General features: G+C 41.9%; 34 protein-coding genes and 1 pseudogene. 11 read left to right on the top strand and 24 right to left on the bottom strand.

All coding sequences use genetic code 11. From position 1 onward, the window contains the following. Positions 1 to 972 carry a LacI family DNA-binding transcriptional regulator gene (locus ACQCT8_RS14465; RefSeq protein WP_426872147.1) on the bottom strand — a complete coding sequence of 324 codons (972 nt, stop codon included), beginning with the start codon at positions 970 to 972 and terminating at the stop codon, positions 1 to 3. Positions 973 to 1231: 259 nt separating this feature from the next. Between ACQCT8_RS14465 and ACQCT8_RS14460 the strand changes: the two genes are divergently transcribed. Then, positions 1232 to 1603, top strand: a complete 372-nt coding sequence (locus tag ACQCT8_RS14460) for a VOC family protein (RefSeq protein WP_426872145.1) — start codon at positions 1232 to 1234, stop codon at positions 1601 to 1603. A 92-nt stretch (positions 1604 to 1695) separates the two neighbouring features. Here the strand turns inward: ACQCT8_RS14460 and ACQCT8_RS14455 are convergent, their stop codons facing one another. Both ACQCT8_RS14455 and ACQCT8_RS14450 read right to left on the bottom strand, forming a co-directional pair. Next, on the bottom strand, positions 1696 to 2154 hold the full coding sequence (locus ACQCT8_RS14455) for a hypothetical protein (protein WP_426872143.1): 459 nt from the start codon (positions 2152 to 2154) through the stop codon (positions 1696 to 1698). 83 nt (positions 2155 to 2237) lie between these two features. After that, the gene (locus ACQCT8_RS14450; protein WP_426872141.1) at positions 2238 to 3374 is read right to left on the bottom strand and encodes a M50 family metallopeptidase; all 1137 of its coding nucleotides are present in this window, start codon (positions 3372 to 3374) and stop codon (positions 2238 to 2240) included. 162 nt (positions 3375 to 3536) lie between these two features. On the opposite strand from ACQCT8_RS14450, the gene ACQCT8_RS14445 reads away from it, so the two are divergent. The 4 genes from ACQCT8_RS14445 (at position 3537) to ACQCT8_RS14430 (ending at position 5119) form a co-directional block, all read left to right on the top strand. Further along, positions 3537 to 3848, top strand: a complete 312-nt coding sequence (locus tag ACQCT8_RS14445; RefSeq protein ID WP_426872139.1) for a nucleotide pyrophosphohydrolase — start codon at positions 3537 to 3539, stop codon at positions 3846 to 3848. Between the two features lie 64 nt (positions 3849 to 3912). Further along, positions 3913 to 4314, top strand: coding sequence for a (deoxy)nucleoside triphosphate pyrophosphohydrolase (locus ACQCT8_RS14440; protein WP_426872137.1), 402 nt, complete (start codon positions 3913 to 3915; stop codon positions 4312 to 4314). A gap of 152 nt (positions 4315 to 4466) precedes the next feature. Next, entirely contained in the window at positions 4467 to 4667 is a 201-nt protein-coding gene (locus ACQCT8_RS14435) for a helix-turn-helix transcriptional regulator (protein ID WP_426872135.1), read from the top strand. Then, positions 4664 to 5119: a DUF3278 domain-containing protein gene (locus ACQCT8_RS14430; RefSeq protein WP_426872133.1), complete on the top strand. Its 456-nt coding sequence runs from the start codon at positions 4664 to 4666 to the stop codon at positions 5117 to 5119. The genes ACQCT8_RS14435 and ACQCT8_RS14430 overlap by 4 nt, the downstream gene beginning before the upstream one ends. Before the next feature lie 37 nt (positions 5120 to 5156). Here ACQCT8_RS14430 and ACQCT8_RS14425 read toward each other — a convergent pair whose 3' ends face one another. The 3 genes from ACQCT8_RS14425 to ACQCT8_RS14415 all read right to left on the bottom strand — a co-directional run bounded on the left by ACQCT8_RS14425 (position 5157) and on the right by ACQCT8_RS14415 (position 6962). Further along, the gene (locus ACQCT8_RS14425; protein WP_426872131.1) at positions 5157 to 5552 is read right to left on the bottom strand and encodes a VOC family protein; all 396 of its coding nucleotides are present in this window, start codon (positions 5550 to 5552) and stop codon (positions 5157 to 5159) included. Positions 5553 to 5940: 388 nt separating this feature from the next. Further along, entirely contained in the window at positions 5941 to 6399 is a 459-nt protein-coding gene (locus tag ACQCT8_RS14420) for a DIP1984 family protein (protein ID WP_426872129.1), read from the bottom strand. 146 nt (positions 6400 to 6545) lie between these two features. Further along, the gene (locus tag ACQCT8_RS14415; protein WP_426872127.1) at positions 6546 to 6962 is read right to left on the bottom strand and encodes an organic hydroperoxide resistance protein; all 417 of its coding nucleotides are present in this window, start codon (positions 6960 to 6962) and stop codon (positions 6546 to 6548) included. A gap of 106 nt (positions 6963 to 7068) precedes the next feature. Between ACQCT8_RS14415 and ACQCT8_RS14410 the strand changes: the two genes are divergently transcribed. Continuing rightward, complete coding sequence (locus tag ACQCT8_RS14410; RefSeq protein WP_426872125.1) at positions 7069 to 7518, top strand: MarR family winged helix-turn-helix transcriptional regulator; 450 nt, start codon at positions 7069 to 7071, stop codon at positions 7516 to 7518. A 63-nt stretch (positions 7519 to 7581) separates the two neighbouring features. Here the strand turns inward: ACQCT8_RS14410 and ACQCT8_RS14405 are convergent, their stop codons facing one another. The 6 genes and pseudogenes from ACQCT8_RS14405 to ACQCT8_RS14380 form a co-directional block, all read right to left on the bottom strand. Continuing rightward, positions 7582 to 7950, bottom strand: coding sequence for a DUF1761 domain-containing protein (locus tag ACQCT8_RS14405; RefSeq protein ID WP_426872123.1), 369 nt, complete (start codon positions 7948 to 7950; stop codon positions 7582 to 7584). Between the two features lie 16 nt (positions 7951 to 7966). Next, entirely contained in the window at positions 7967 to 8503 is a 537-nt protein-coding gene (locus ACQCT8_RS14400; RefSeq protein WP_426872237.1) for an AraC family transcriptional regulator, read from the bottom strand. An 81-nt stretch (positions 8504 to 8584) separates the two neighbouring features. Then, a pseudogene (locus ACQCT8_RS14395) lies at positions 8585 to 8734 on the bottom strand (helix-turn-helix domain-containing protein); the annotation flags it as partial. Positions 8735 to 8746: 12 nt separating this feature from the next. Further along, on the bottom strand, positions 8747 to 8902 hold the full coding sequence (locus tag ACQCT8_RS14390; protein ID WP_426872121.1) for a hypothetical protein: 156 nt from the start codon (positions 8900 to 8902) through the stop codon (positions 8747 to 8749). A gap of 163 nt (positions 8903 to 9065) precedes the next feature. Beyond that, complete coding sequence (locus ACQCT8_RS14385) at positions 9066 to 9485, bottom strand: hypothetical protein (RefSeq protein WP_426872119.1); 420 nt, start codon at positions 9483 to 9485, stop codon at positions 9066 to 9068. Positions 9486 to 9758: 273 nt separating this feature from the next. Further along, the gene (locus ACQCT8_RS14380) at positions 9759 to 10172 is read right to left on the bottom strand and encodes a MerR family transcriptional regulator (protein ID WP_426872117.1); all 414 of its coding nucleotides are present in this window, start codon (positions 10170 to 10172) and stop codon (positions 9759 to 9761) included. 207 nt (positions 10173 to 10379) lie between these two features. Between ACQCT8_RS14380 and ACQCT8_RS14375 the strand changes: the two genes are divergently transcribed. After that, complete coding sequence (locus ACQCT8_RS14375) at positions 10380 to 11420, top strand: NAD(P)-dependent alcohol dehydrogenase (RefSeq protein ID WP_426872115.1); 1041 nt, start codon at positions 10380 to 10382, stop codon at positions 11418 to 11420. Positions 11421 to 11539: 119 nt separating this feature from the next. Here ACQCT8_RS14375 and ACQCT8_RS14370 read toward each other — a convergent pair whose 3' ends face one another. From ACQCT8_RS14370 to ACQCT8_RS14335, 8 genes are all read right to left on the bottom strand, one after another. Beyond that, positions 11540 to 12310 carry a class I SAM-dependent DNA methyltransferase gene (locus tag ACQCT8_RS14370; protein WP_426872114.1) on the bottom strand — a complete coding sequence of 257 codons (771 nt, stop codon included), beginning with the start codon at positions 12308 to 12310 and terminating at the stop codon, positions 11540 to 11542. Positions 12311 to 12426: 116 nt separating this feature from the next. After that, on the bottom strand, positions 12427 to 13032 hold the full coding sequence (locus ACQCT8_RS14365) for an ABC-2 transporter permease (protein ID WP_426872112.1): 606 nt from the start codon (positions 13030 to 13032) through the stop codon (positions 12427 to 12429). Beyond that, positions 13025 to 13891: an ABC transporter ATP-binding protein gene (locus ACQCT8_RS14360; RefSeq protein WP_426872110.1), complete on the bottom strand. Its 867-nt coding sequence runs from the start codon at positions 13889 to 13891 to the stop codon at positions 13025 to 13027. The genes ACQCT8_RS14365 and ACQCT8_RS14360 overlap by 8 nt, the downstream gene beginning before the upstream one ends. A gap of 5 nt (positions 13892 to 13896) precedes the next feature. Continuing rightward, entirely contained in the window at positions 13897 to 14268 is a 372-nt protein-coding gene (locus tag ACQCT8_RS14355) for a GntR family transcriptional regulator (RefSeq protein ID WP_426872109.1), read from the bottom strand. Between the two features lie 470 nt (positions 14269 to 14738). After that, positions 14739 to 15434, bottom strand: a complete 696-nt coding sequence (locus ACQCT8_RS14350) for a GNAT family N-acetyltransferase (RefSeq protein WP_426872107.1) — start codon at positions 15432 to 15434, stop codon at positions 14739 to 14741. A gap of 94 nt (positions 15435 to 15528) precedes the next feature. Continuing rightward, positions 15529 to 16386, bottom strand: a complete 858-nt coding sequence (locus ACQCT8_RS14345; protein ID WP_426872105.1) for a hypothetical protein — start codon at positions 16384 to 16386, stop codon at positions 15529 to 15531. Between the two features lie 80 nt (positions 16387 to 16466). Next, on the bottom strand, positions 16467 to 16700 hold the full coding sequence (locus ACQCT8_RS14340) for a hypothetical protein (protein ID WP_426872103.1): 234 nt from the start codon (positions 16698 to 16700) through the stop codon (positions 16467 to 16469). A gap of 340 nt (positions 16701 to 17040) precedes the next feature. Beyond that, positions 17041 to 17934, bottom strand: a complete 894-nt coding sequence (locus ACQCT8_RS14335; protein WP_426872101.1) for a helix-turn-helix domain-containing protein — start codon at positions 17932 to 17934, stop codon at positions 17041 to 17043. A gap of 128 nt (positions 17935 to 18062) precedes the next feature. Between ACQCT8_RS14335 and ACQCT8_RS14330 the strand changes: the two genes are divergently transcribed. Together ACQCT8_RS14330 and ACQCT8_RS14325 are read left to right on the top strand one after the other, a co-directional pair. Further along, positions 18063 to 19367, top strand: a complete 1305-nt coding sequence (locus ACQCT8_RS14330) for an alpha-glucosidase/alpha-galactosidase (protein WP_426872098.1) — start codon at positions 18063 to 18065, stop codon at positions 19365 to 19367. Positions 19368 to 19648: 281 nt separating this feature from the next. Then, the gene (locus tag ACQCT8_RS14325) at positions 19649 to 20281 is read left to right on the top strand and encodes a rhomboid family intramembrane serine protease (protein WP_426872096.1); all 633 of its coding nucleotides are present in this window, start codon (positions 19649 to 19651) and stop codon (positions 20279 to 20281) included. Positions 20282 to 20294: 13 nt separating this feature from the next. Here ACQCT8_RS14325 and ACQCT8_RS14320 read toward each other — a convergent pair whose 3' ends face one another. From ACQCT8_RS14320 to ACQCT8_RS14310, 3 genes are all read right to left on the bottom strand, one after another. Then, positions 20295 to 21272, bottom strand: a complete 978-nt coding sequence (locus ACQCT8_RS14320) for an HD domain-containing protein (RefSeq protein ID WP_426872094.1) — start codon at positions 21270 to 21272, stop codon at positions 20295 to 20297. Further along, positions 21256 to 21828, bottom strand: coding sequence for a histidine phosphatase family protein (locus ACQCT8_RS14315; RefSeq protein WP_426872092.1), 573 nt, complete (start codon positions 21826 to 21828; stop codon positions 21256 to 21258). The genes ACQCT8_RS14320 and ACQCT8_RS14315 overlap by 17 nt, the downstream gene beginning before the upstream one ends. A gap of 319 nt (positions 21829 to 22147) precedes the next feature. After that, the gene (locus ACQCT8_RS14310; protein WP_426872235.1) at positions 22148 to 22636 is read right to left on the bottom strand and encodes a YcxB family protein; all 489 of its coding nucleotides are present in this window, start codon (positions 22634 to 22636) and stop codon (positions 22148 to 22150) included. A 191-nt stretch (positions 22637 to 22827) separates the two neighbouring features. Here ACQCT8_RS14310 and ACQCT8_RS14305 point away from each other — a divergent pair, with 191 nt between their 5' ends. Beyond that, on the top strand, positions 22828 to 23280 hold the full coding sequence (locus ACQCT8_RS14305; RefSeq protein ID WP_426872090.1) for a hypothetical protein: 453 nt from the start codon (positions 22828 to 22830) through the stop codon (positions 23278 to 23280). A gap of 51 nt (positions 23281 to 23331) precedes the next feature. Here ACQCT8_RS14305 and ACQCT8_RS14300 read toward each other — a convergent pair whose 3' ends face one another. Further along, the gene (locus tag ACQCT8_RS14300) at positions 23332 to 23787 is read right to left on the bottom strand and encodes a helix-turn-helix domain-containing protein (RefSeq protein ID WP_426872088.1); all 456 of its coding nucleotides are present in this window, start codon (positions 23785 to 23787) and stop codon (positions 23332 to 23334) included. Between the two features lie 377 nt (positions 23788 to 24164). On the opposite strand from ACQCT8_RS14300, the gene ACQCT8_RS14295 reads away from it, so the two are divergent. Further along, positions 24165 to 25163 carry a tRNA dihydrouridine synthase gene (locus ACQCT8_RS14295; protein ID WP_426872086.1) on the top strand — a complete coding sequence of 333 codons (999 nt, stop codon included), beginning with the start codon at positions 24165 to 24167 and terminating at the stop codon, positions 25161 to 25163. Positions 25164 to 25461 lie beyond the last annotated feature (298 nt).

Genomic DNA, 25461 nt, shown 5'->3' with positions numbered 1-25461 from the left:
TTATATTGTGGATTGTCTAATGGTTAATTCAGCATTCAACCTCACATGCTCGGCAGACACTTTAGGATTCTCAAGCCGCTTCAACAGCATTTCTGCTGCTTTTTTCCCAATTTGATAAATAGGCTGCTGCATAGTGGTTAATTCCGGCGTGACTGCTGTGCCCCACTCAACACCATCAAAACCCATGACAGAGAGTTCCTTAGGCACTTTAATACCAAGTTTGGCGGCTGCTTTTAAAGCACCGATCGCCATCACATCATTGCCGGCAAAGATAGCGTCGATCTGCTTGTCTTTAGTTAAAAGCTGCATCGTATTTAACATGCCGCTCTGAAGCTCGTAGGCTCCTTGCTGAATAATGGAATCCAGTCCTTCTTCATTCATAAAGTCTTGATAGGCTCTCCTTCTCTCACCTGAAGTAAACACATGAGAAGGGCCTGCTAAATGGGCAATTCTTTTACATCCTCTGTCGACGAGAAACTCCAGCGCTCTGCGGCTACTTTCATAATTATCTATCGTGACGGAGGCAATTTTGTTATCAATATGGCGGTCTAATGCGACGACTGGCACGTTTAATGGCGCAAGATGCTCCCACTTAAGAGTATTTGAAACGATAATAAAACCGTCAATATACTTTGAAGTCATTCCTTTTAAGTAGTCCAGTTCATGTTGTATATTTTCATCACTGTTAAAGAGGATAGTCGTATACCCTTTTGGATACATAACGTCCTCTACCGCTCGTACAAGCTGCGGAAAGAATGGGTTTGTAATATCGGGAATTAAAAGGCCAATCGTATTCGACGTTTTCTTAAAAAGACTTCTCGCAACACTGTTCGGGTTGTAATCTAAATCTTCAATCGCCTTAAGTACAGCTTTGCGCGTGTCCTGGTGAACATAACCTTTATCATTCAGCACCCGTGACACAGTAGCCACCGACACTCCAGCTTCGTGCGCCACCTGTTTGATCGTTGCCATTTCATCACATCCCGCCATTTATGTAATCGGTTACATATCAGTTTATAAAAAAGGGTTACATTTCGATCCGACCTGTGTAACCGGTTACATGAAGTGTACAGGGTTTAACTTAAGCTGTCAAGGAGGAAATGATTGAACGGATAAAATTCGGCCAGCTTATCATATCTAGTAAAACTGCTATCATGATGCAGGATTCTACATTCTTATGTTGAACTACGTTAAGAAGAGACTATTTTTATTATGAAAAGGAGAGATCTACATGCAATTAGGTGCTTTTTCAATCAGTTTAAATGTAAAGGATATCCACGCGTCAAAGGCATTTTATGAAAAGCTGGGTTTTGAGGATTTGGGAGGCAATATTGAGCAGAATTGGCTGATCTTAAAGAATGGACAAACCGTGATTGGGCTTTTTCAGGGGATGTTTGAGAAAAACATGCTTACCTTTAATCCTGGATGGGATCAGGATGCAGCGGACATCGATTCGTTTACAGATGTGCGGGAATTGCAGAAAAAGCTTAAGGAAGCCGGCATCCAGCTGACTAGCGAGACAGATGAAAACAGTTCAGGACCTGCGAGTTTTACGCTTGAAGATCCGGACGGCAATCCAATTTTGGTGGATCAGCATCGGTAGTGTATTGGTTTTGATTAAAGCATAGGAAAAAGCATCCCGCCTATGCTTTAATTTCTATTTAATGAATGTTCCACATGAAACAATGACCTTATTCACTGTCCATTCCCCCCCATTAAATACTTCTTTTTAAACTCCTCCACCCACTCCTGATCAAGCGGCCCATTGATCACCTTGTACTGATTCTCACCCGTTAGCACAACTAGCACAACATCTCTCTCAAATAGTGAAGAATAGGTTGGAATCCCATCTTCATAAATAAAATGCAGATTGAGCTGCTCATCCGGGTATTGGGATTCAAAATCTCTCAACCCGGTTTTCTTCACTTGATACTGACTGAGGAATTCAAGGAGTTCTTTCAATGCCTGCGGATTCCCAAGCTCTTTATTTTCAAACTGGTCACTGCCCTGTGGGACATACGTATACGAGACATCAATGATATCTTCCGCATGTAACACGTCAGTCAGTTCTTTTGCCTTGTAGTCCACCCATCTATTGATAAGTAAAAACAAAAGGATGCCACTAATCAGTATAATAAAAGAGATCCGTTTCATCCCATGCCTCCTCTGATTGATGAACGCTGCACCAGATTCTATACGGGCGCAGCGTTCATTGATACAAGTAAATTTTCATTCTTTCAATTTTGCTTTTCTGAAAGCCTGTTTCTCATCTCATTTGTCAATTGGTGCAAGGCGGTTCCTTCAAGGTAGAGCGGATGCCACTCCCCAATTGCGGCTTCCACCTGATCAAGTGCAGCAAACGCCTTCTTATTTTGACCTCTTGCAATCGCTAAATACGCATCACGCAGATACCGGGATACAGGCTCGCGGTCTGAGATGAGCTGAAGCTTTTCTTCAATATTCTCTTCGTCCTTTAGCTTGCCGGCAAAATAGAGTCCAGCAGCGGCAGCCACATCTTTCATATCCTGCAGAATAGACCCTTGTTTTGAGCGGGGGTGAAAGACTTTTCCTTCAGTCAGTTCAAGAAAGCGTTCCGGATTGGACGTATAGAAATAAGGTCCAATCGTGGAAAGAAGAGAAGAGGCGAGCGGCCAGTCTCTGTATTTCTCAATGACGTGCACTGTCTTCTCGATGGTTTCACGGCTCCATTGACCCATCGCCTGAGGGTCCTCCTGCAGCAGCTGATAGCTTACTAAAATTACTTCTACTCCCGGCTCTTTTCCTTTCAGCACCGCAATCATTCTACCATCGCTTTGAGCACCCGCTGACGTTTCAACATTAGCCAGATTTGTCAGTCCGAAGAATAGGTTGATTACTCCAAAAATCAACAAAGCGCCAGACGGCCAGATCAAATAAGCAGCAGCAATAGCAGGGATACCGGTCACCAGATTTGAAATCGGGCCTGCATAAATAAAGCGAAGCAGCTTCTTTCGCATGTCTCTTTCCTCGATCGGTTCAGGAAAACGCATCATTGCACGTCCTAAGTACCCAAGTGCCGGAAGCCGGAAGAAAAAACGCTTCCTTCCGTTTACTTTTGCATAGACAAACGGGCCGTAGGAAAGATTCATGACTTCCATGCCGCCAAGCTTCCCCCCGATCGCATGACCTGTCTCATGAATCATGACACTGAGAATAATGCTGAATACCATGATGAATAAAAGATAGACCACACCATTCAGGCTGAATGCCACATCTTCTCGTATAATATAAGAGGCAATTAACACACCGACTATAGCGCCTCCTGCAAGCTGTCCAGCTTTTGCTGCGAGTTTAGGCAGTAATTGCTCTGATTTTTTTTGGCTGTGCTGTTCCATTTTCAACCCCCTTTTAATGGAATAAAATCTTACGATCCTATACATACGAACGTACGCACAAAATAGATTCATATGCACTCAATGAATCATGAATGTTCAAGAAATTCTTTTCAAAAAGAAGCTGTATGATAGGATAAGAGTAAACACAAAGGACTGAAGCGGATGACTCAATTAGATGACCTAATGCACGCCATTAATGAATTTCGTGAGGAGAGGAACTGGAAGAAATCGCACAATCCAAAGGACCTCGCCATCTCCATTTCCATAGAAGCAGCAGAGCTTTTAGAGGATTTCCAGTGGAAAAGCAATGAGCAAGCCATTGAGCAGAACATGGAAAACATTAAAGAAGAAATAGCGGATGTCCTGATTTACTCTTTGACCCTCTGCAGTGAGCTGAACTTGGATGTAGAGGAAATCGTAAGAGAAAAAATCAAGAAAAACGGATTGAAGTATCCCGTTAAAAGCAGCAGATAGACTGAAAGGTGCGTTTGGCACGCACTACTTACATAGTAAATTTTATTGATCAGGAGCTGTCTTTATGAAGAAAACAGTACAAGTAGTCGCTGCAGTTATTGAAAACGAGAAAGACGAAATTCTGTGCGCACTGCGTTCACATGACATGCTGATTCCAAACATGTGGGAATTCCCAGGCGGCAAAGTGGAAAATGGTGAACAGCTGCAGAAGGCACTGGAAAGAGAAATTGAAGAGGAACTTCTATGCACTATAAAAGCGCATGACATCCTCAACGAAAATGTACACGAGTACGATACGTTCATTATCCATTTGATCTCGATCAGAGCTGAACTCGTTAGCGGCAACCCTGTAGCAACCGAGCATTCAAAGCTCATCTGGCTGCCTCGCCAAAACCTTGAATCACTCGTTTGGGCGCCCGCGGATCTTCCGGCCGTTCGGGATGTAATGAATCAGGTTCGAACGTAAAAAAGCAAAGAGCCCTCCCGCTCTTTGCTTTTTTACTTATGGTTATGAAGCAGCTTCTTAAATCTATCTCATGCCTCAATTGACTTTTTCAGAAGTACTATGTTATATAAATTGCATATGCAAACTATATATTACATTGCGCAGGTGACAAAGTGAGAAATAATGTTAGAATCACGAGGTTAAAAGCTTCTATTACACAGGAGCAATTGGCCAAAAAAACAGGGGTAACGAGACAAACGATCGGACTCATTGAAAAAGGGCAATATAATCCAAGCCTTCAGCTATGCGTGTCAATTGCCAAAGAGTTGAATAAAACGTTGGATGATTTATTTTGGGAGGTGGAAAAGGAATGAAAACCTGGATCAGTTTGTTACTGCCAAATGATGAATATAAAGAGAAAAAAATTCTAGCCTTCTTAGCTGAAGGAGGCGTTTTACTTTTTATCTCACTGATTTTCATGACCTTTCTAAACCGGTACACTAATGTTGACGCTGAGATTGTTTTATTAATCTCGATGGGGGTTTTTGTCCTTTATATTTCGGGCAGGTACACCTTATCCGGAATAGAGTACACAGAGGTATCAACAGAAAAAGCATATAAAAAAGAACGAAATGTGATTCTTGTGAAATCATTCTCTTTTATTCTAATTTTTGTCTGCTTATACTTTGTTTTTATTCAATTTCCTGCAACCTGGGCTGAGTGGGCGGAAATTTCCGGATTTTTATTGACGGTATTTCTACTCATGTATGTATCCAGTTTCATCTCCCTTAAGCGCTCGTATAAGAAGAATAAGGAGCTAATCTAAAAAACCATCTTTGATCGATCCAAAGATGGTCCCCTCCTTACTTTGCCTGCTCATCCGGCTGATGAATGCCAAAAATATTGCCTTCTGTATCTTTAAAATATCCCTGCCATGCCATTCCCGGGAGCGCATGCTTGGCTAACGCCACGACGCCGCCATTTGCAAGAATGATCTCTTCTGTTTGATCAAAGTCTTCGACCATCATGGTGCATGCATATCCATTTACCGCCTGATTTCCTTCTGGTGGAGGACCCTGACGCTGCATGAGTGCCCCGTTTACTCCCATTTCACTGTCATCGCCTGTTACTGCCCCAAAATAAGGCATCCCGGTATATTCACTCCAGTCTTCATACGTCCAGCCAAATGCTTCCCCATAAAACTTCTTCGCTCGATCCATATCATCCACATGAATTTCAAAATGAACCAGTCTTCCCATCCCTTTTCCTCCTTTTTATTATCAGATTATTTCGTCAAATTACCTCCTTATCATAGCTTATAAAAAAGAAAGCGCCAAGCAGCAAATGATATAAAACCAATGATGTTTTGATTAGCAGCTGACATCTATAACTAACATAATTCATAAAAAAAACTCCCGGCAAACTGCCGGAAGTTTTGATCCCCGTTCCCTCCCTCACGATAAGAAAATCAGTACCAGGTTGTGAAGTGTAAATGCTCATTAGTAATCATGTAACCGTAATGGGCGTCAGTGTTAGACAGGACTCGAACCATTAGGGCTGCCCCTAAGCCCGTACCATAAAGTTACCTTCCAATTTTCCCATTGGTGGGTTGGCACTCGCCTTTTCCATCGCTACCTGCAGGCTGTCCTATTCTATCAAGCTGGTCAGCCAGTTTAATTCCTGAATTCTTGTATCAAGCTGACGATATTCCTGTGAAAGATCATCCACCCGTTTTTGTGTTTTCTTTACATCAACGGTAGACACAGATTTGATTTCCGTGCGGGAATACCGGTCGTGCCGAACAGAAGCCTGCTCAGCCAGCTCACTGAAAATCCTTCGTTCCTGTCCAATCAGCTCCCGCTCTGTTAATGCATCTGCAAGCGATCTCTCTTCATCAAAAGGGGTCGTCAGGTTTGTCCGGTTAATTCCCTGAATAAGCTCCTTTAACTGTTTTAAAATCTGAAGCAGCTCTTTTTGGAGATCCTTAGGATCTTCATTCGGCTCTTCCCCATCCTGCACTCTCGCATTCTGAATAAGGCGATGCCTCAATTGTTCAATTCGTTTCTGATAATCTGCTCGTAAAATCAACGCTTCTGCAAGCTTCACTGAACCCCTCCTTGACCATTGTTGTTTATTTACTTATTTTAACACCACTATTTTGAATTTACAGTTTTTTATAAAAACCGGTAACTTCACTCCAACACAAAAAACCCGGAGACCATAAGCAATCTCCGGGTTTCATATTTTTTAAATTAAGCTGTACGAACCGTAAAATTAACATCCATATTGCCGCGAGTTGCGTTGGAGTAAGGGCATACCTGGTGGCCTTCTTCTACTAGCTGGCGCGCCACGTCTTCTTCTACTCCTTTAATCAGTACGTCCATTTCAACTGAAAGGATGTAGCCTGCATCTCCTTTATTAAGGGATACATGAGCTGTGATTTCAGAGCCTTCGTGCTGGATCTTTTTTTGCTGCGCCACGATGTTCATGGCAGAATCAAAGCATGCTGCGTATCCTGCTGCGAAAAGTTCTTCCGGGTTGCTTGCGCCTTTAGTGTCTGCTCCAGGCATTGGCATAGCCAGTGGAAGATCAAATGAGCCGCTTTCTGATGTTACGCGTCCCTGACGTCCGCCAACTGCTGTTGCGGTTGAAGTAAATAGTTTCTTCATACATGATTCCTCCTGTAAATTATGATATATTTAAGTTGTGTACAATTTAATTTTACACAACTTAATTTTATTTGCAAATTATATGTTTCTCTCAGGAGGAGATTTTTTGAATCCATTATCCCTATCCAACCAATTATGCTTTCCGTTTTACGCTATATCAAAAGAAATAAGCAAGCGCTACCGTCCGTTATTAGCGCCGCTCAACCTGACCTACCCTCAATATCTCGTTATGCTGGTGCTATGGGAACAGGATTTCATCCCCTTGAAATCGATCGGGGAGCGCCTGCAGCTGGATTCCGGAACGCTGACACCTTTGATCAAAAAATTAATTGAAATTGGCTATGTGAAGAAAACCCGAAACCCTGATGATGAACGACAGCTTGTGATCACACTGACAGAAAGAGGCGGGAAGATCAAAGAGGATGCACAGGAAATCCCTGCGAAAATTAACGAAGTACTAGGTCTGGATGAAGAGGAGTTTATCCGTTATAGAAGGCTACTGGACGAGTTGGCATGCCGCCTCGAGCTGTCCGATGGCGATAAAAATTGTGAATGATAAGGGGATGGACAGAGTAAACAAGGAACTTTTTTACATGCCCCTTTCACTCTGCCCTCTGTATTATATGAAAAATCCGTGTAGCGTGCCAAGCAAGGTAAAGATGACCAGATGATCCCCTGCTGCAATGGTAAAATTCTTTTTCGTAATCAGCCCAAAGAGGGAATTTTTAAAATAGACAAGTGTGATGACGGCTCCCATGATAAAACCAATAAGTGCACCCTGAGCCATTCCTTCTGCACCTGTGCTTTGAACCAGAATTCCGATAAGAAATGAACTGATAAAAGCAATAATAATGGAAATGACGTAATGAATAGGAGGAGTGCTCTGCTCTTTTTTATCCTTCAATAGAATAGAATAATAGACCGTGCCATAAATAATGTAGAGAATTGCCCCAAAAAGTACGGCAATAGGTGAACTGTATGCGATCATAGATGATCCCTCCAAATTAGTCAGGCTCGATGGGCAAGGCGATCGCATAGATCCGTGTTTGGAGTGTAAGATGATCCTCATCTTCCTTCATCTCGATCAGCTCAATGGGATTTCCAAGGTATCGGAATCCGGATTGAGGCAGCCAGTAGCTGTACAGCTCTGAATAACACTCGATTAACGTCCCCCGGTCCTCATAGCAAACCGGCTCATCAAATTCAACCAGGACGTATCTTCCTCCTTTAAACGGAAATCGCTCTTCATCTTCGTCTCCTTTAGCTGATACTGCCAGTCTGCAGTCATAAAAGCTTTTTTCGGGAGGGGTAATATACGGATTGTTTCTCGGTATGCCGATCATCAGCGTGGATGACGAGATCATTTCCCTTGATTTCCCCCAGCGGTAAAGACCTTCCCATACCTCAGGAATCCCTTCAACATACGAGCCGATGTGATAGCGATTAATTGTGTAAGCATCAGGAAGGCGAATCACCTTCACCTTTTTTAAATCGAGCCATTTAAATTCATTATAGGACTCATTCTCCTCGTCTGCTTTCAACTTTCTGCTGAGAACTTTCGATTTCTTGCGATTTGCATACTCTCTTGGGAAACGCTCCAGATAGGCGCCGTTCCTCCAATTTTTCGGGCTCGTTTTAAAATAGTTCGTAAAGGAGTACGTAAAGTAGGATAACGAAGAAAAGCCGCAATTCATGCTGATTTCTGTAATGGAGCGATGCCGCTCATAAATAAGCATATGAGCCGCATGCTCAAGTCTGATCCGCTTTACATACGCAGCTGGCGTTTATCCGATCATCTCTTTAAACAGACGCTGAAAATGAAAGGTGGAGTACGTCGATTTTGAGGCTAAATGCTGCAGGGATAACTCTTCTGTCAGATGCTCTTCTATATAATCAATCACTTTCACCATAAGTCTTTGCTGTTCTTCATGATAAAGCATATGGAATCCTCGCTAACTTTTCGATTGGTTTTGATCATACAGAAAATCCTTAGACTGCACCACAAATTTTTGAATGGGTAAAACAGACCTGCCATCACTGCTGTTTTACCATGAAATCGTTCATTCGGAGAGAAAGTTTGAAGACATGCGGGGTTACGTGAAGTTAACTTTGGATGTGTTTTTTCAAATGGTAAATTTCTTTGTCATGCTCTTGATTTTTGTGCAGCAGATAATCATTATTTTGATTGTTCACGTCTTGTTTTTGAGAGATGTGTTTGAGCATTGACATAATTTCTGCCTGACGCTCATGTTCCATACGGTCAAGCTGCGTATGAACTCCTGTGAATTTTTCTTTAAGCTGCGTGAGGATTCCAGTAAATTGCTCATCATGCTCCTTCAACTGCGTGCGGATTCCAGTAAACTGCTCATTATGTTCATTTAGCTGAGTACGAATTTCAGTAAACTGATCATCATGATTCTGCAAACGCTCATCGATCCCATCAAATCGGTGTTCTACTTTTTCAAAACGGCTTTCCATATTTTTTTGAAGCTCAGCAATCGCTTTTAAAATATCATGTTCCATATTATTACCTCCTTTCTTTTATAGTAGTAGTATAAAATGCCGGAAGATGAAAGTATAGTAGTACATGAAAAGTCCTGCCTCATTAAACCCCATATGGTCTGACCTTTTTACAAACGCAGATTTGCTGAGACCTTTCGATTTCATGCGATTTGCATATCCTCTCAGGAAACGCTCTTGGGAGGCACCTATCCTTCAACTTTTCGTTTTAAAATAGCTTATTACGGACGTCTTCCTAGCTTTTCTGCATAGAATCTCCCATTGATGATCAGACCATTAATACTCAGGAAACTCCAGTCGGGCACCTTTATGGATGTCTTCTGTCCCCGCTTCCAATGCTGTTTGATAGTACCGGCATTTGTGCTCAATCATTTCAATCGTCTTTTTCATTTCTTCTAACTGTGCCTCTACACAGGCCTTTCTTTCAAGAAACATTTCGTAGCGCTGCTGTAATGTAGCATCCCCTTCTGAACACCAGTCGATAAAATGCTTGATTTCTTTTATCGGCATTCCTGTTGACTTGAGGCATTCAATCATTCTCAATGCGTCAAGGTCTTTTTCTTTGAACCGCCTTGTGCCGCTTTCGGTTCTCTCCACAAAGGGAATCAATCCTTCTTTATCATAATAGCGCAAGGTGTAGGCGGTTAAATCGAGAGACTTTGCTGCTTCACTGATGGAATAGGTTTTCATCTATTATCTCCTTTTACACAGTAGATTTCGAGTTAACTATAAGTATTGAAGTGATTCTATCAGCCCCTTTTCACTCTGTCAAAATTCTCAGCATGTTCATTCTTGACCTAGAGTTAACTGTAAGGTTTAGAATGAGGGAAAGGGTCAGGGATCAAAGGGCTTGCTGCCAGGTCCGTTTCTCTTAAACTAACAAGTGGAGGTTTTTATATGGTAACTGCAAAAGCAAGAGCGGTACACGGTCCCGATCAAAATTTTCGTGAAGCTGAACTTAAGCGTCGTGAATTGGACACTACGGATGTACTGATTGAAATTAAATTTGCCGGCATTTGTCATTCTGATATTCATACTGCACATGGCGAATGGGGGGAAGTAAACTACCCTCTAGTTCCCGGACATGAAATTGCAGGAATAGTCACTGATGTAGGAGAAAATGTGACCAAATACAAAGTGGGAGACCGTGTAGGCGTAGGCTGTATGGTGGATTCCTGCGGGGAATGCAAGAACTGCCGTGAAGGAGAAGAACAATATTGCTTAAAAGGAAATATTCCAACGTATGCCGGGACCGATAAATACGGTGAACCGACTCAGGGTGGCTACTCCACACATATCGTGGTTACAGAAGAATTTGTTCTCAGCATCCCTGAAAACATCGGATTAGATGAAGCCGCTCCTTTACTATGTGCGGGTATTACCACCTTCTCTCCTCTCAACCACTGGAACGCTGGACCTGGCAAAAAAGTCGCGGTAGTTGGAATGGGCGGACTTGGCCATATGGCTGTGAAAATTGCTCATGCAATGGGAGCCGAAGTAACGGTTCTTTCCCGCACGCTGAATAAAAAAGAAGACGGTCTGAAATTCGGTGCAAAAAATTACTTCGCGACAAGTGACGAAGCTACTTTTACCGAGCTTGCCGGCACCTTTGACCTGATTATTAATACGGTTAGTGCAAAGATTGATCTGAATGCCTATCTGTCCCTGCTGGCATTGAATGGCTCTCTTGTAAACGTCGGAGCACCTGCAGAGCCGCTGGAAGTCAATGCCTTTTCATTGATTCCTCACCGCCGATCCTTCGCGGGTTCGCTGATAGGCGGCATCCGTGAAACCCAGGACATGCTGAATTTCTGTGCCGAGCACAACATTGCACCGAGCATTGAAATTATCTCGGCTGATGAAATCGATCAAGCGTATAAACGCGTGCTCGATTCTGACGTTAAGTATCGTTTCGTTATTGATATCAGCACGATGTAATCAAGGTGATGGCCAAAAAAAGTAAAGTGAATGGACAAATCACACACAGTCTGAGGAATCACGTATCCTTCCCTGGCTGAAACAAAAGGTCTGCTGCTCATTTAAGGCAGCAGACTCTTTTATATGGACCGTACTTTTTTACATACATAGATCATTTCCGTGCTGTCATTTGTCACAGGCGTTTCGCTCCAGTCCTCATACATTTCAACAATTTCAAACCCATTTGCATAAAGAAGGCGTTCCATTTCTTTCGGAAAGACGTATCGTAAACTGATTTTTGTGCGCTTCTCTTCCGCTATTTCACCGTGACTATTTTTATACCTGCGTATCGTCGTGTAATGCTGAATTTGATTTAAAGCGTCATAGTGACTGATGGTCGAAAGATCCACTTTCCAGTCATCATCCGTATACGTTCTCCAATATTCCTCTGCACTCGGCTGAAGCAGCTCCTCAGCGCTTGGAAACCTTGTCCCGAAAATAAAGATGCCGTCCGTTTCCAAATGCTCATTTATAGAAGAAAGCAAGCCGTCCTGCGCTTCGTTTGTTAAAAAGTGCTGAAAGGAATTGCCAACAGAATAAATTAAATGACTTCTAACGTTTACATGAAGCTTCGTACAGTCCTGCTCGATCCAATCAATGTTCAAGTCCTCGCCCTCTGATTTTCTTTTAGCTTCTTTCAGCATTCTCCGATGAATATCCACCCCTGCCAGACGGTATCCTTTTTGAGCTAAAGGAATGGTTAATCTTCCTGTCCCGCAGGCTATATCGAGAATCGTTCCCTTCGTTTTAGAAGCCCACTTTAACAAAAAGGGCAATTCGGTAAGATAGTGACCATTTTCTTTATCGTATAACGCCGGGTCTTCGTATTCTTCAAAATTATCACGTGTCATGGAATGGCTCCTTATTATTTCGTCTTAGCACCGTCAATTTTATCATATAGACTGACTTTTCTTACTTTTTTACATAAAAAATCCTGTTCTCTCAAGATGAGACAACAGGATTTCCTTTAAAATGCTTTCCGCTGATAAATAAACGTGGTAAATATCCACGACATAGTATAAAACACCACGGCAATAATGGCTGCGCCGGAGTATAAGATCGTGTCGGATGTTTGAGTAAAGAAATTTGTAATTGCCGTAAGATTTTCACCTGCCATTCTTACAATAAAAGGTCCTATACCAGCCCCTATAACGATTAGAAACATGAGGGATGCTGTTATATAGCCCTGTTTTAATATGTAGAACAGGGGAAAGGTAACCGCGCCAAATAGCAAGAAAGCGCCTGCTCCCATACCTACATCTATGGCTGAAAAGTCTTTGCTGAATAGCAGCATTGCAATGCTTGATAACCCGATGGCCGCTGCCATGAAGAAAAGAGCGCCAAGATAGCGTGCTGCTATAATTTCTTTACGTGTATACGGCAGCGAATTCAAGAGGATATTCACGTCCGATTTTTCATCATAGGCGTACGCATTAAAAGGCACGTAAATACTGGCTATAAAAAAGGTCAGGATCGGGTGTGCATCCAATAAAATAAAGAACAAAGCAAAAGGAACAAAGAGCAAAATTAATTTCTTCTGCAGGATCACGTCACGTCTGATCAGATTAAGCATAGCTTTTCCTCCCTTTTGTATAAAACATAATATCCTCAAGCGTAGCCCGTTCGATCATGACGGAGGAGCCAAATACTTCTCTTACTTCATTTACATTATCCGTCAGAGCTTCAAAGCCCGTCGATGCACGTTTAACATGCACGAAGGATCTTTCCGTATCACGGTCCAGCAGATCGGTCCAGCCCTTTACAAGTGCGTAGGTTTCAGACACCTCGTGAACCGTTTGATTAAACACGAGTTCTCCGCGATTTAAAAAGGCAATATAATCCGCTATCCGCTCAAGATCCGTTGTGATGTGGGTGGAAAACAGAATCGTCCGTTTTCCGTCAAGCATCAGCTCCTGCAAAAGATCGAGCAGCTCCCGCCTGAAAACCGGATCCAGCCCCGCTGTCGGTTCATCCATAATAATCAGTTCTGCCTCATGTGACAGCGCAATTGCAAGGGAAGCCTTCATCTGCATGCCTTTTGAAAAGGTTTTAATCGGTTTTTTAAGCGGCAGCTCAAACATTTCCACATACTGATAAAACAACCGGTCATCCCAATGCTTATAGGCCGGTCCGACGATTCTCTTAATATCCTTTAAATTCAAACCTTCAAAAAACACATTGCCATCGTAGACAAAGCCAATCCGTTCTTTAATCGCTTTTTCATGGGACGCGTAGTCCTGTCCAAACACGTTCACATTCCCCGTGTCAGGCTGGATTAAATTCATGATCAGCTTTAGAGTCGTCGACTTTCCCGCTCCATTGGCTCCGATCAATCCTGTCACATACCCTTGCTTTACCTGCAAATTCATCGTCGGAATCGAAAAATCCTTATACGTTTTCGTTACATTCTGTAAATCAATCACATGCTCCATCCCATTCACTCCCTGTATAAAATGTCCAGCAGCTCTTTCAGTTCTTCAAGGGACAGTCCAATCTCACGGCTGTTTGAAATGACCGCAGACAGCTGCTCCTCAATCACCTTCAGCTTCTTTTCCCTGATAACCTCTAAGTTCTGCTCTGCGACAAACGAGCCTTTGCCGACAACAGAATAAATGAATCCCGCTTTCTCAAGCTCCTCGTAAGCACGCTTCGTCGTAATCACGCTGATGTGCAAATCCTTTGCAAGCTGACGGATCGAGGGCAGCGCTGCCCCCTCCTCGAGCTCACCTGCCAAAATAGATGACTTTACCTGGTTAGCAATTTGCTCGTAGATCGGCTCCTTTGAACTATTGGAAATTAAAATCTGCATGGGAATCCCTCTTCATCATTAATGATATAGTGTATATATACTTTATATACAATATACACAGACAGAAAAAGAAACGCAATGATTTATTTAAAATAATGGCATTGTTAAAGATTAAATGTTGTTTTCCAATACAACAAAAGAGACCGGGACAAAAAATGTCTCAGCCTCTTTGACCGGTTCGCTGCACTGCAGGTGGACGCTTTCCGCAGGGACGGCGCTGAGCCTATCCAGGACGTTGTCCTGAAAAGTCTCAGCTTGCCGTCATCTCCTGCTGGAGTCGCCACCTTCCGTTACGCTCACCTCTTACTATTGAGAATTACTGTCTCTTTTTTATAAACTTTTTTGAGTTTCGTTCTAACCTCTTTTCGTTGTTTTATGGCTTCTTCAACTAAAGCACCCTTTACTTCAACAAGAGCAGCCACTAAACCTGCTTAGATAAGTAGCTGTATCTCTTTAAAATTCGCCACCCCTTAGTTAAATAAGGTTTCGTTATTCATACCCATCTTTTCAAGACATTTGTTTAGAACATTTTTATCGATTTGATTTACTACATAATATTTTTCTTTATAGATGGCTCGAATTGCTACACGAATTTCTGCCTCGGTGATTTCAATTCTTTGTTGATTCTTAATAAAAAGATTTAATGGTACATTTATATCCCCAAGATGTAATGGTGGTTGTAAGTAATCAATTCTTTCATATTGCTTATAATTATTTCTTTCAAAGAATCTGTTTCTTTTAATACAGTCCTCTTTTTCTTCTTTCGTATGTACCATTTCTTGTGTTTCTGTTTCTAATATTATTGCTTTAAGCTGCTTGTTTCCTGCTAACACGGCATCTTTATTTAATAATTCTTCCAATTTTAATAATGTTTTTGCCCCTAAGCCTTTACCTCGTACAAAAGGATCATTAACTATATAAACTATGAATCCTATATTTGCTTCAGCGAAATAGTGTCCTGTTGCAAAAGAAACGAGCTGTTCCCCTTCAAACCCAACTAAGAACCGAAAATTATTCGGCTTTTTATTTCTCGCATACTCTATACTATTTACAAAAATACTATGTGACTCTCTTACTTCAATAGGAAATGCTTGGTCATATAACTCAAAGACCCTATCTAAATGTGTTAAATTTTCGAGTGTTATTTCATCCCATTTTATCGCCATAACATTACCACCTTTTTTATAAAAACATATTAAATTGTACCAGGTAGCTCGAACAAAGAAAGCAAATCTTGTTGTACTAACCTGCCCCGTTAGTTTAATAACAAGTGGCGTTTTTACGATAAACCTTCATCTCATATTCGCACCATTCTTCTTTTAACTTATTCAAATGGGTTACCTTCCAGGGGTTGAAGAAAGTTTGTCCATTTTTATTAAAGAAGAGGTTATTGTCAATATGGTAAGACGCGTGCTGAATGACTTCTTCATCATTGACCCAGGTAATAACGTCTCCTTTTTTTATTTCATCGTTTATTGGTAAAAAGTTTGCTCTTTCCAAACCAATCATAAATGTATTAGGGTGAACCCACTCTCCAATTATCCACTCTTGTCCCGTAACAGCAAATAAAGTGGCGGATAAACAATTACTTCCCGCCTCTGTTGGAAATTTATTAGCATACTTTTTTATGTGTGCAGGAGTCTGTTCTGGAATATCAAAATTGGTCCAGCTATCCCATAGTTGAGCATACTCTTTTATTGCACTCTCTTTGATTTTATAGGGAAGTTTCGTCCAAATATTCTGTTGTATGATTAAGAACCTGTCCATTTTCTCCTCAACAATGTACTCCTCAGGAAGTGAGCTTGTAGAAGAAAATAATGACACGGGAAAGATTAAACCTCTTTCCATTTTATATTGGATGTTAAGTACTTCCCGCTTCCTTTGCTCAGGCAGGTTTGTTATCCAATCAGGTTGTGCCACAATAACTAACTTAGCCTTCTCTGAAATTTGCCAATACAGATAACTATTGACCATTTGAATTTCCTTATAGGCTGGATGGTTGAAAAATTCTTCTCTTGGAACAACTAAGACTTCCCTTAAGCACTCTGATAACTTTTTTAAATCTTCTTCTATGAAAAATAAGTCTTTTTTGGGTGATGGTTCCATTTTAAATGTCATCTTTACCCCATCTTTCTTTCAACTCTTTTTTCTTCTTCAAACAGTACTGCTTATTTACTTTAACAATGACGGCTGCATATTCAGCAATCGTCACCGTCAATGTTAGTCAGGCATTTCTCTTCGTTTATGACGACACTAAATGAAATATTAAGTTTATCCCAAACCCAAGCCTGAAAAACCTTATCAATTTTTAGCTTTAATGTATTATCATCTACGTCTGCATCAATACCTAACTCTTCAAGAGTAAATGTTTCTGTCGCCTCTGTACCTTCATAACTTGAACTATTAAAAGAAAAAGTGACTCTTTTCCTCATTTGTATCCCCCCATTATTATCACTATATTACTCAAATTAATCATTTATATTTTTCTCTCTTACTCCACTAACCTGCCCCGTTAGTTAAATAAGTAATAGGATTATCTCGTGAACGTAGACAAACTATTTATATCCTGTGTTTCGATAACCGGGATTAAATTACCTTTATTATCATCGTGTATTTGTGATTCAAATATCAACCACGACCTTTAACATAGCTAAAATAAATACAAAAAAATGCATAAGCAATTACTCCCCATGCATGGTAGGTTGATTTAGTTCCTCTTCAACCTTCAGTGTATATCCTGCTGTTCTCTAAAAAGTTTAGCTAAGTCAAAATTCAATCAATAATAATATGCTGAAAGTCAATCATTCTTTTATCTTTGCGAAAGCTGTCAGGTGACATTCCAATCATCTTTCTGAACACTTTACTAAAGTAGTTAGCATTTGCATATCCGGTTTCTACCGCAATTTCTTGTATTGGTTTATTGGTCGTAATTAAAAGCTCCATAGCTTTTTTTATACGTGTTTTCGTCAGGTATTGAATGGGAGTTGTTTTTAAATATTTTTGAAATTTGTTGGTGAAGTAATACTTGGAGAGGGCTGCCCGTTTTGTAATGTCTTCAAGGGACAGCGGTTGGTCATAATGCGTTTCGATAAAGCGGACAGCTTCACGAAGATCATCCGGCAGGTTAAGGTTGGTGCTGCTCATCCCCAGTGAATAGCGGTAGAGCTCCATAATGAATTCGTATCCTTGAGCTGACGAGATAAACGTGTCACGAATGCCTTGTCTTACAGCAAATTGATAAATTTTACGAAGAGAAAAGATGAGGGGATCATCAGCCCCTATCTTCATGACCATTCCAAACTGGTCTATTATTTGACTCCAGCATTCTTGCGCTTTCGACCCCTCAAGCGTAATAAAGAGAAATTCCCAGCCCGGACTTTCCTCAGGAAGATAATAGCAATGTTCCCCCGGTACTTTAACGATAAAGGCCTCACCGGGCTTAACGGTGTATGTACTTTCTCCAGCTTGAAGATGTCCATAGCCGCTAATGGTATATTGAAAAATGCAGGTATTGTGATCATTATGGCGAAATCGGCCATCCCAATAATAATCTGTTGAGGTCCTCTTTTCAAAACCTATGGATTTAATTCGGACCGCTTCAGTCAACGGTTCTTTTGGAATGTGATAGGCAAAGCTATTGTGGATTTCATCCTTTTTATAGAGCAATATATTACCCACTTCCCCATTTTATTTACCATTGTTGTCCAAATGAAAGCGTTGTATTATTTGGTATAAGATTTACCTTAATGAATATGGAGTAAATAATCAACTGAAAATAGGATGGGAGGGTCACAATGAAAAAGATTACATTCATCGGAGCCGGAAGCACGATTTTCACTAAAAATGTATTGGGGGATTGCATGCTGTCACCTGCTCTGCAGGAATTTGAATTTGCCCTATTTGATATCGATCCAGACCGTCTTTCAGAATCTGACGTGCTATTGAATGCGTTGAAAAAGACAGTAGGAGCAGACGTGACGATTAAGACCTACACAGACCGTAAAGAAGCACTGATGGGGGCAAAGTATGTAATCAACGCCATCCAGGTTGGCGGCTATAAACCGAGCACCGTCATTGATTTTGAGATTCCAAAAAGATTTGGTCTGCAGCAGACAATCGCTGATACGATCGGCATTGGAGGACTATTTCGAGCACTGCGCACCATTCCGGTTATGCTGGACATCGCCAAGGACATGGAAGAGGTTTGCCCCGATGCCTGGCTATTAAACTACACCAATCCTATGGCCGCCTTAACGGGAGCAATATCCCGCTATACGAAGGTAAAAATGGTTGGTTTATGCCACAGCGTACAAATATGCACGAAGGATTTATTAAGAGACCTCGAAATTCCTTATGAAAACATTGAAGAGCGCATTGCCGGAATCAATCATATGGCCTGGCTGCTTGAAATTAGATCAAATGGCAAAGACCTTTATCCTGAAATTAAAAAAAGAGCGAAAGAAAAACAAAAAACAAAGCATCATGACATGGTTCGTTATGAATTAATGGACAAGTTCGGTTTCTATGTAACTGAATCTTCTGAGCATAACGCTGAGTATCATCCCTATTTTATAAAATCGAACTATCCTGAACTAATTGACAGATTTAATATTCCGCTGGATGAATACCCGAGGCGCTGCGAAGCACAGATTAACGGCTGGCTGAAAACAAAAGAAGACCTCCTGCATGAAAAGAATTTAACGCATGAACGGTCCAAGGAATATGGTTCCCGAATCATTGAAGCCATGGAAACAAATGTCCCCTTCGTGTTTGCCGGCAATGTACTAAATACGGGAGGACTCATTTCCAACCTGCCGGAAAAAGCAGTGGTAGAAGTCCCGTGTATTGCCAACCGAAACGGTGTTACACCGGCTTATATGGGTGAGTTGCCGGAACAGCTCGCGGCACTCAACCGAACAAATATTAATACGCAGCTCCTAACCATTGAAGCCGCTATGACCCAATCAACCGAAAAAATCTATCAGGCTGCCCTGCTGGACCCTCATACTGCAGCTGAACTTTCTATGGATGCCATTATTCGTTTATGTGATGAATTAATTGAAGCGCATGGGGATATGCTTCCTTCTTATAAAAAATAAAAGCGAGTCCGGGACAAACGACCGGTTCACTGCGCTTCAGGAGGACGCTTTCCGCAGGGACGGCGCTGAGCCTTCTTGAGCTTTGCCCTGCGAAGTCTCAGCTTGCCGTCATATCCTGCTGGAGTCGCCACCTTCCGCTCCGCTCACCTCTTTCTAATATAAATAGTTCTCCTCTTACATTAGGTCTCTTTCTATATTTAACTATTGGCAATTATAGACTACAATACAAATTATGGATATAACACTCTCGAAATAAGTTCATAAGGTAGGATGTGCCCTAAATGCCAATAGGAAAGAGAAAGCAATTTGAATACATAAAAACGATTCCAGTAACGATAAGTTTTATACTAATCTATATAATCTTCACGCTTTGTGCCTTATTGCTTGGAGGCTACGATGAAGAAGTTCGTATACGATTAGGCGCTTATGACTGGCAATTAGTCCATGAAGGACAAGTATGGCGCCTCTTTACGTATTCACTTGGGCATATGAGTTTATTTCATCTTATAATTAATCTCCCCTTTATGTTCTTCTTTGCTCGACCTTTAGAAGAAATGATGGGTAGTTTTAAATTTATGGTAAGTTGTATCGCACTAAGTATTTTTGCTGGGATGATTATTCATTTATTTTCTGACTACCCTTCTCCATTAGCAGGTTCATCCGGGTTAGGATTCGGCTTTCTTGGTGTTTTCCTTGTCTTACTTTTTTTAAGACCGGAATATTTTACGACCTATCAAAAAGCAATGATTTCCCTATTCATTATTCTGGCTTTTGCAGGAACGTTTTTTATAGCTGATATCAGCAAGGCAGGACACATCGGGGGATTCATAGGGGGTACTATATTTTCTATTTTCTTTTTACGTACGAGGTTACTGCTCAAGAGGAACTCTGAAACAGAAGCTTTCCAGCGTTAGTCAGCTTCCTCACTCAGCTCGAAAGGATCTTCACATAAACCCCTGCCACCGCTATTTTATATGCTTCCTTCTGCATCTTCTCGACATTTTTCGACACTTCTGATGCAGAAATAATTTGTCCGTTAATGAAAACAAAAGGGTCAAGCAAGCGAAGCTTATTCTTTCTATGTAGATCAAATTGCGCCTTGTCTTCTCGTACCCGGACATTTGGATGGATTTGATTCAGCAGATTCAGTAATTCCCTGTCATTTGTTGCTCGAATCTTAGCAAGCACATCTTCATCCCTGCCGAGAAAGTCCTCTGCTGTAAGAACATGTTTAGTTAAAGCGAGCTTTAGAAGATTTGCCAGTCTGTCATTGCTGTAGATGTTTAATGGATTCATAAAGAAACCTATGACCTCTTTAAAGTAGGTTTCAACGATCCATTCGGCTGATTCGATGCTTTGAAGGAACATTTCCCCCTCCAAAACTTTTACGTCCTGCAAAAAGCGGCTGATTTCTGTTAACGTAATATGGCCGTATCGGTACATATCCCGCAGCGTATAATCCACGCGGTCCGCACACAGCTTTGGGGCAGGCTGTTCAAGCAGCGTCCACTGACTGTCATCCAGCAGGATATCTTCATAATGATAGCCATGCTTCGCCAAAATAGACGGAATGACCGACTCTTTTACAACAGATGTATAGATCTTTTCATGATAATCCTCTGCCTGATTTTCAAAAACTGCATCCACCACATGTGAAAAGGCGGTATGCGATACATCATGCAGCATACCGGCAATCTGCTCCTCCAGGGATCCATCAAGCAATCGGATCAGCAGCATCACACCAACAGAATGCTCATATCGGGTGACGTTCCAATTTTCATTTACCATGTAGCCTGCCCCTCCCTGGTGAACCCCTTTCAGCCGCTGAACAGGTTCACTGAGGATCAGCTCTTCTAAGACCTTTTCTACAGTAAAAGCACCATATAAATCATCTTTTATATACATGGCTTCCCCCCACTCTTTCCACCTGCTGCAGAACTTTTCCATCAAAAGTCAGCTTATAGATGTCCGGCATCGCTAGTTTCCGCCAGAACTCCACATCATACTGCTCACTAAAATAGTTCATAATCAGCACCATAATGTTTCCATGTGTGCCGATTGCGACATGCTGCCCGGGGTGTTTTTCAAGCACCTCAAACAGTGCCTGAACGCCTCTTTGTTGAGCAGTCACGTTTGATTCCCCACCTTCCCATGAAAACGCCGCATTCTCCCAAACTTTTAAAATCGCGTATTGAAAGTCTTCGATAGGTTTGTCAGAAAGCAGCCGTTCCCTGAAGTCTTCAACGATGTTAATCTCTTTTTCTATATACTGAGCAATTCCTTCAACGGTCTGAATCGCGCGTTTATATGGGCTTGAAATCACTGTATCTATCTTCTCCAATTTTAATAGCGAAGTCACCCTGACTGCATCTTCCTTTCCTCTTTCGGATAAGGGTCGGTTCAGCTCATCTGGCGAGTAAATGGAATGGGCGTGTCGGACTAAATAGATGGTTGTCAACATTCATGCACTCCTATCCAGTATATTTCAGAAAAAAGGGGCATTTATTCTTGATATGGAAAGTAAAAAAGCTCAGGCATTCACCCAAAAGTTTACTTTTTGACGGTGTATCAATTCTGGGTAAGAGGGGAGCGGAGCGGAAGGTGGCGACTCCTGCAGGATTTGACGGCAAGCTGAGACTTTACAGGGCAGGGCCCTGAAAAGGCTCAGCGTCGTCCCTGCGGAAAGCGTCCACCTGAAGCGCAGAGAACCGGTCAAAGAGCCTGAGCCACTTATGGTCTAGACTCTCAATTTAATGTAAATTACTCAACGGATCATCCACTTAATGCTCAAGCTTAATCCTTCTTCTCGTCTGCTCAATTTTATTTTCTAGTTTTAACTGCTCTGTGTGCGACAGGCCAGCTGGTTTTTTGGGTATAAACAGGGGTTGAATCCTAGATAGGAAAAAATAATAATGTTTTTCATCTTCTGATACACGTATGATTCCATCCCAGCGGAACTCAAGTATTGAATAGTTCATTTTTCTTACCAGTGAATGATCATCTATTTTAAATTCAGCCTGGCCGATGGCATGATCCATATTTGGCATGCTGACCTGTCTGCGTAAATTCTTAACCATGCTTTTTTCAATAAGCTCAGGAAACAAGACGCCAATCAGCACAATAATGATCACGGACGCAATCAAACCAAGCATGGTGTTAAAAAATCCATAAATCACCATGAGCAAAATGGAGAGAACCATGCCAAGAATTGAAGCCCTCTTTTTGATTTTTCTAAGTTCTCCGCTTAGCTTCAGCCTCTTGACCTGCATCTTCAAGTAATCATCTGTTGTATGTTCGGTTGTAAATGTAATTTTATTTTCGATTTCACTCTTCCTTTCTCAAAGCTTTTCCTGTTAAATTTACCATAGATTCACCTCCCATTGCACGGGAACAACGGATTGATTTCTACTTTATTCTGGAGATTTCCAGATTCATAACTCACAGCCGAGGGGGCAGCAAAATGAACAATCACCACTTTATTGAAGTTGTGTTTGAAAATCTGGAATCGATTATCCTGAAAGCAGACCGGTTTCAAAAACTGACTTTTGATTCACTCCGAAAAGTGGAGAATAGCCGGGAACATTATGATGTATTTAATGCAGATGTTGTTCATTTCCAAATCAGTACGAAAGACGAGTCTAAGCTAAACTACAATTCAGAGGAGCAGCCGGAACCACTTGGCATGTATACAGCCAACCCGGTCAGCAACCGCGTCCACGACCGCCCTGAAATACTTGGACGTCTTTTGAACTTTCATGATATTACGTCCCTTGATTTTCTGGACGATCAGGAGAATATGCTCTCGAGTGTGCGTGTACCATGGAGTGAAAAGGATGAAATGGTGAATGAATATATGGAGGTTCAGATCGAGCCGGGGTATGTGGACGTGAAAGTTCGTAAAAAAACAGCGTAACCAGTGAATCACTGGTCATGCTGTTTTTTTGCATCCATATCCAAGAGTCCTTTACTCTAAATACTTATCCTTCAACGCGTCACTGCCAATGCCGCCTGCTACCATCAATATAAGCGGTAGAAAGTTTGCCATGAATCTCGGTACCCCTTCGAATATGAGGAATTGGGTTCCCAAAAAGTAATTCAATGCAATAATGAATATTTTTGAGACGAGCAGAAAAGCCCCGACTAAAAACATACTGTCAAACAACAGCTTCCATCTTGGATGCGCCAATTGCTTGCTGTCCTTAATCACTTTTTCTTTCAATTCTGCATCACTCCTTAATAGTTCATCGATCGTAATGCCAAATAGATCACTAAGATCCATGATTACCTCAATGCTAGGGTAGTTTTTTCCTGTCTCCCATTTTGAGACGGACTGACGGCTGACGTGAATCTTTTCGGCAAGCTCTGCCTGAGACCACCCCTTTTTTTCTCTTTCACTTTTTAACCGTTCACTAAAAATCATGTAATTCAACGCCTTTCTTTACAAATTCAGTATGTATGGATCGAGCAAATGAAGTAAAGCGAGTTATGCGCGCACCAAGGCGCAACCTGTCGTTGCACCCCGAAATATCCTTATGTATAGGATGATTTTACACCGTTCGCATCATTTTAAATACGTACTCATCTTTTCAAACTGGAATTTCTTTTTAAAAGTTTGCATTGATTATGTGGCCAAGGGAATCATTGCCACGAAAGCTCGTCCCCTTGCACTTTTAACGAGATCCCAGTAAAGTAGATACTGATTGAAGTTTTGTGTTTTTACTCGTCATTTAAATAAAGGCAAATCATATATTATTTCCGGGAACATGTTTCCCTTTAAAGAAAGGGTTCAGATAGATTATGAAAGATAATTTTTGGCTTGAGCTGCCGCGTCCGTTTTTTGTACTGGCGCCCATGGAAGCCGTGACGGATGTTGTGTTTCGTCACGTGGTAAGTGGAGCAGCAAGGCCTGATGTGTTTTTTACAGAGTTTACGAATTCAGAAAGCTACTGTCATCCAAAAGGAAAAGACAGCGTGAAAGGCCGCCTGACGTTCACTGAAGATGAGCAGCCAATGGTTGCCCACATTTGGGGTGATAAGCCTGAGTATTTCCGCCAAATGAGTATTGGAATGGCGGAAATGGGCTATCGCGGCGTGGATATTAATATGGGCTGTCCTGTACAGAACGTAGCAGCGAATGGAAAGGGCTCCGGGCTGATCCGGCATCCGGAAGTGGCAGCAGAAATCATCCAGGCTGCTAAAGCAGGCGGACTGCCCGTCAGCGTGAAGACCCGTCTCGGCTATACGGAAGTGGACGAATGGCGCCACTGGCTGAAGCATATTTTAGAACAGGATATTGCCAATCTTTCTATTCATCTGCGCACGAAAAAAGAGATGAGCAATGTCGACGCACATTGGGAGCTGATTCCGGAGATCAAAAAACTCCGTGATGAAGTGGCACCTCAAACGCTTTTGACGATTAATGGTGATATCGCTGACCGTCAAATGGGCCTTGAGCTCGCCGAAAAATATGGCATAGACGGCGTAATGATCGGACGCGGGATTTTCCAAAATCCGTTCGCGTTTGAAAAGGAAAAGAAAGAGCACACGAGCGAAGAGCTTCTTGACCTCCTTCGTCTGCAGCTTGATCTTCATGACAAGTATTCAAAAGAGCTTGAACCTCGTCCATTTAAACCGCTTCGACGCTTTTTCAAAATCTACGTACGCGGATTCCGCGGCGCAGGTGAACTGAGAAACCGGCTGATGGAGACGGAAACAACCGACGAGGTCCGTGATTTGCTGAACGAATTTATGGCGAAGAATGGCATGAAAGAAGAAGAAGGATTTTCAGTTTCGTAAGTTTGTGGAAGCTGGGATATAGCAGTGTAACGGAGAAAACTGAGGCAATATCAATAGGTAGTATGAGGTGAGCGGAGCGGAAGGCGGCGACTCCAGCAGGATTTGACGGCAAGCTGAGATTATACAGGGCAAGGCCCTGGAAAGGCTCAGCGCCGTCCCTGCGGAAAGCGTCCGTCTGAAGCGCAGTGAACCGGTCAAGGATCCTGAGACACATTTGTCTCAGGATTCTTTTTTAAACTCCTTGCACATTTGCTCCTGACGATCATTACTTCTAAATATATTTTCAGTATACTATTTT

This window comes from Jeotgalibacillus proteolyticus, assembly GCF_050107735.1.
In the GTDB taxonomy this organism is placed as follows: domain Bacteria; phylum Bacillota; class Bacilli; order Bacillales; family Jeotgalibacillaceae; genus Jeotgalibacillus; species Jeotgalibacillus proteolyticus_A.
Note: the sequence above shows the minus strand (reverse complement) of the source record. Positions and strands in the feature narration are given on the sequence as shown.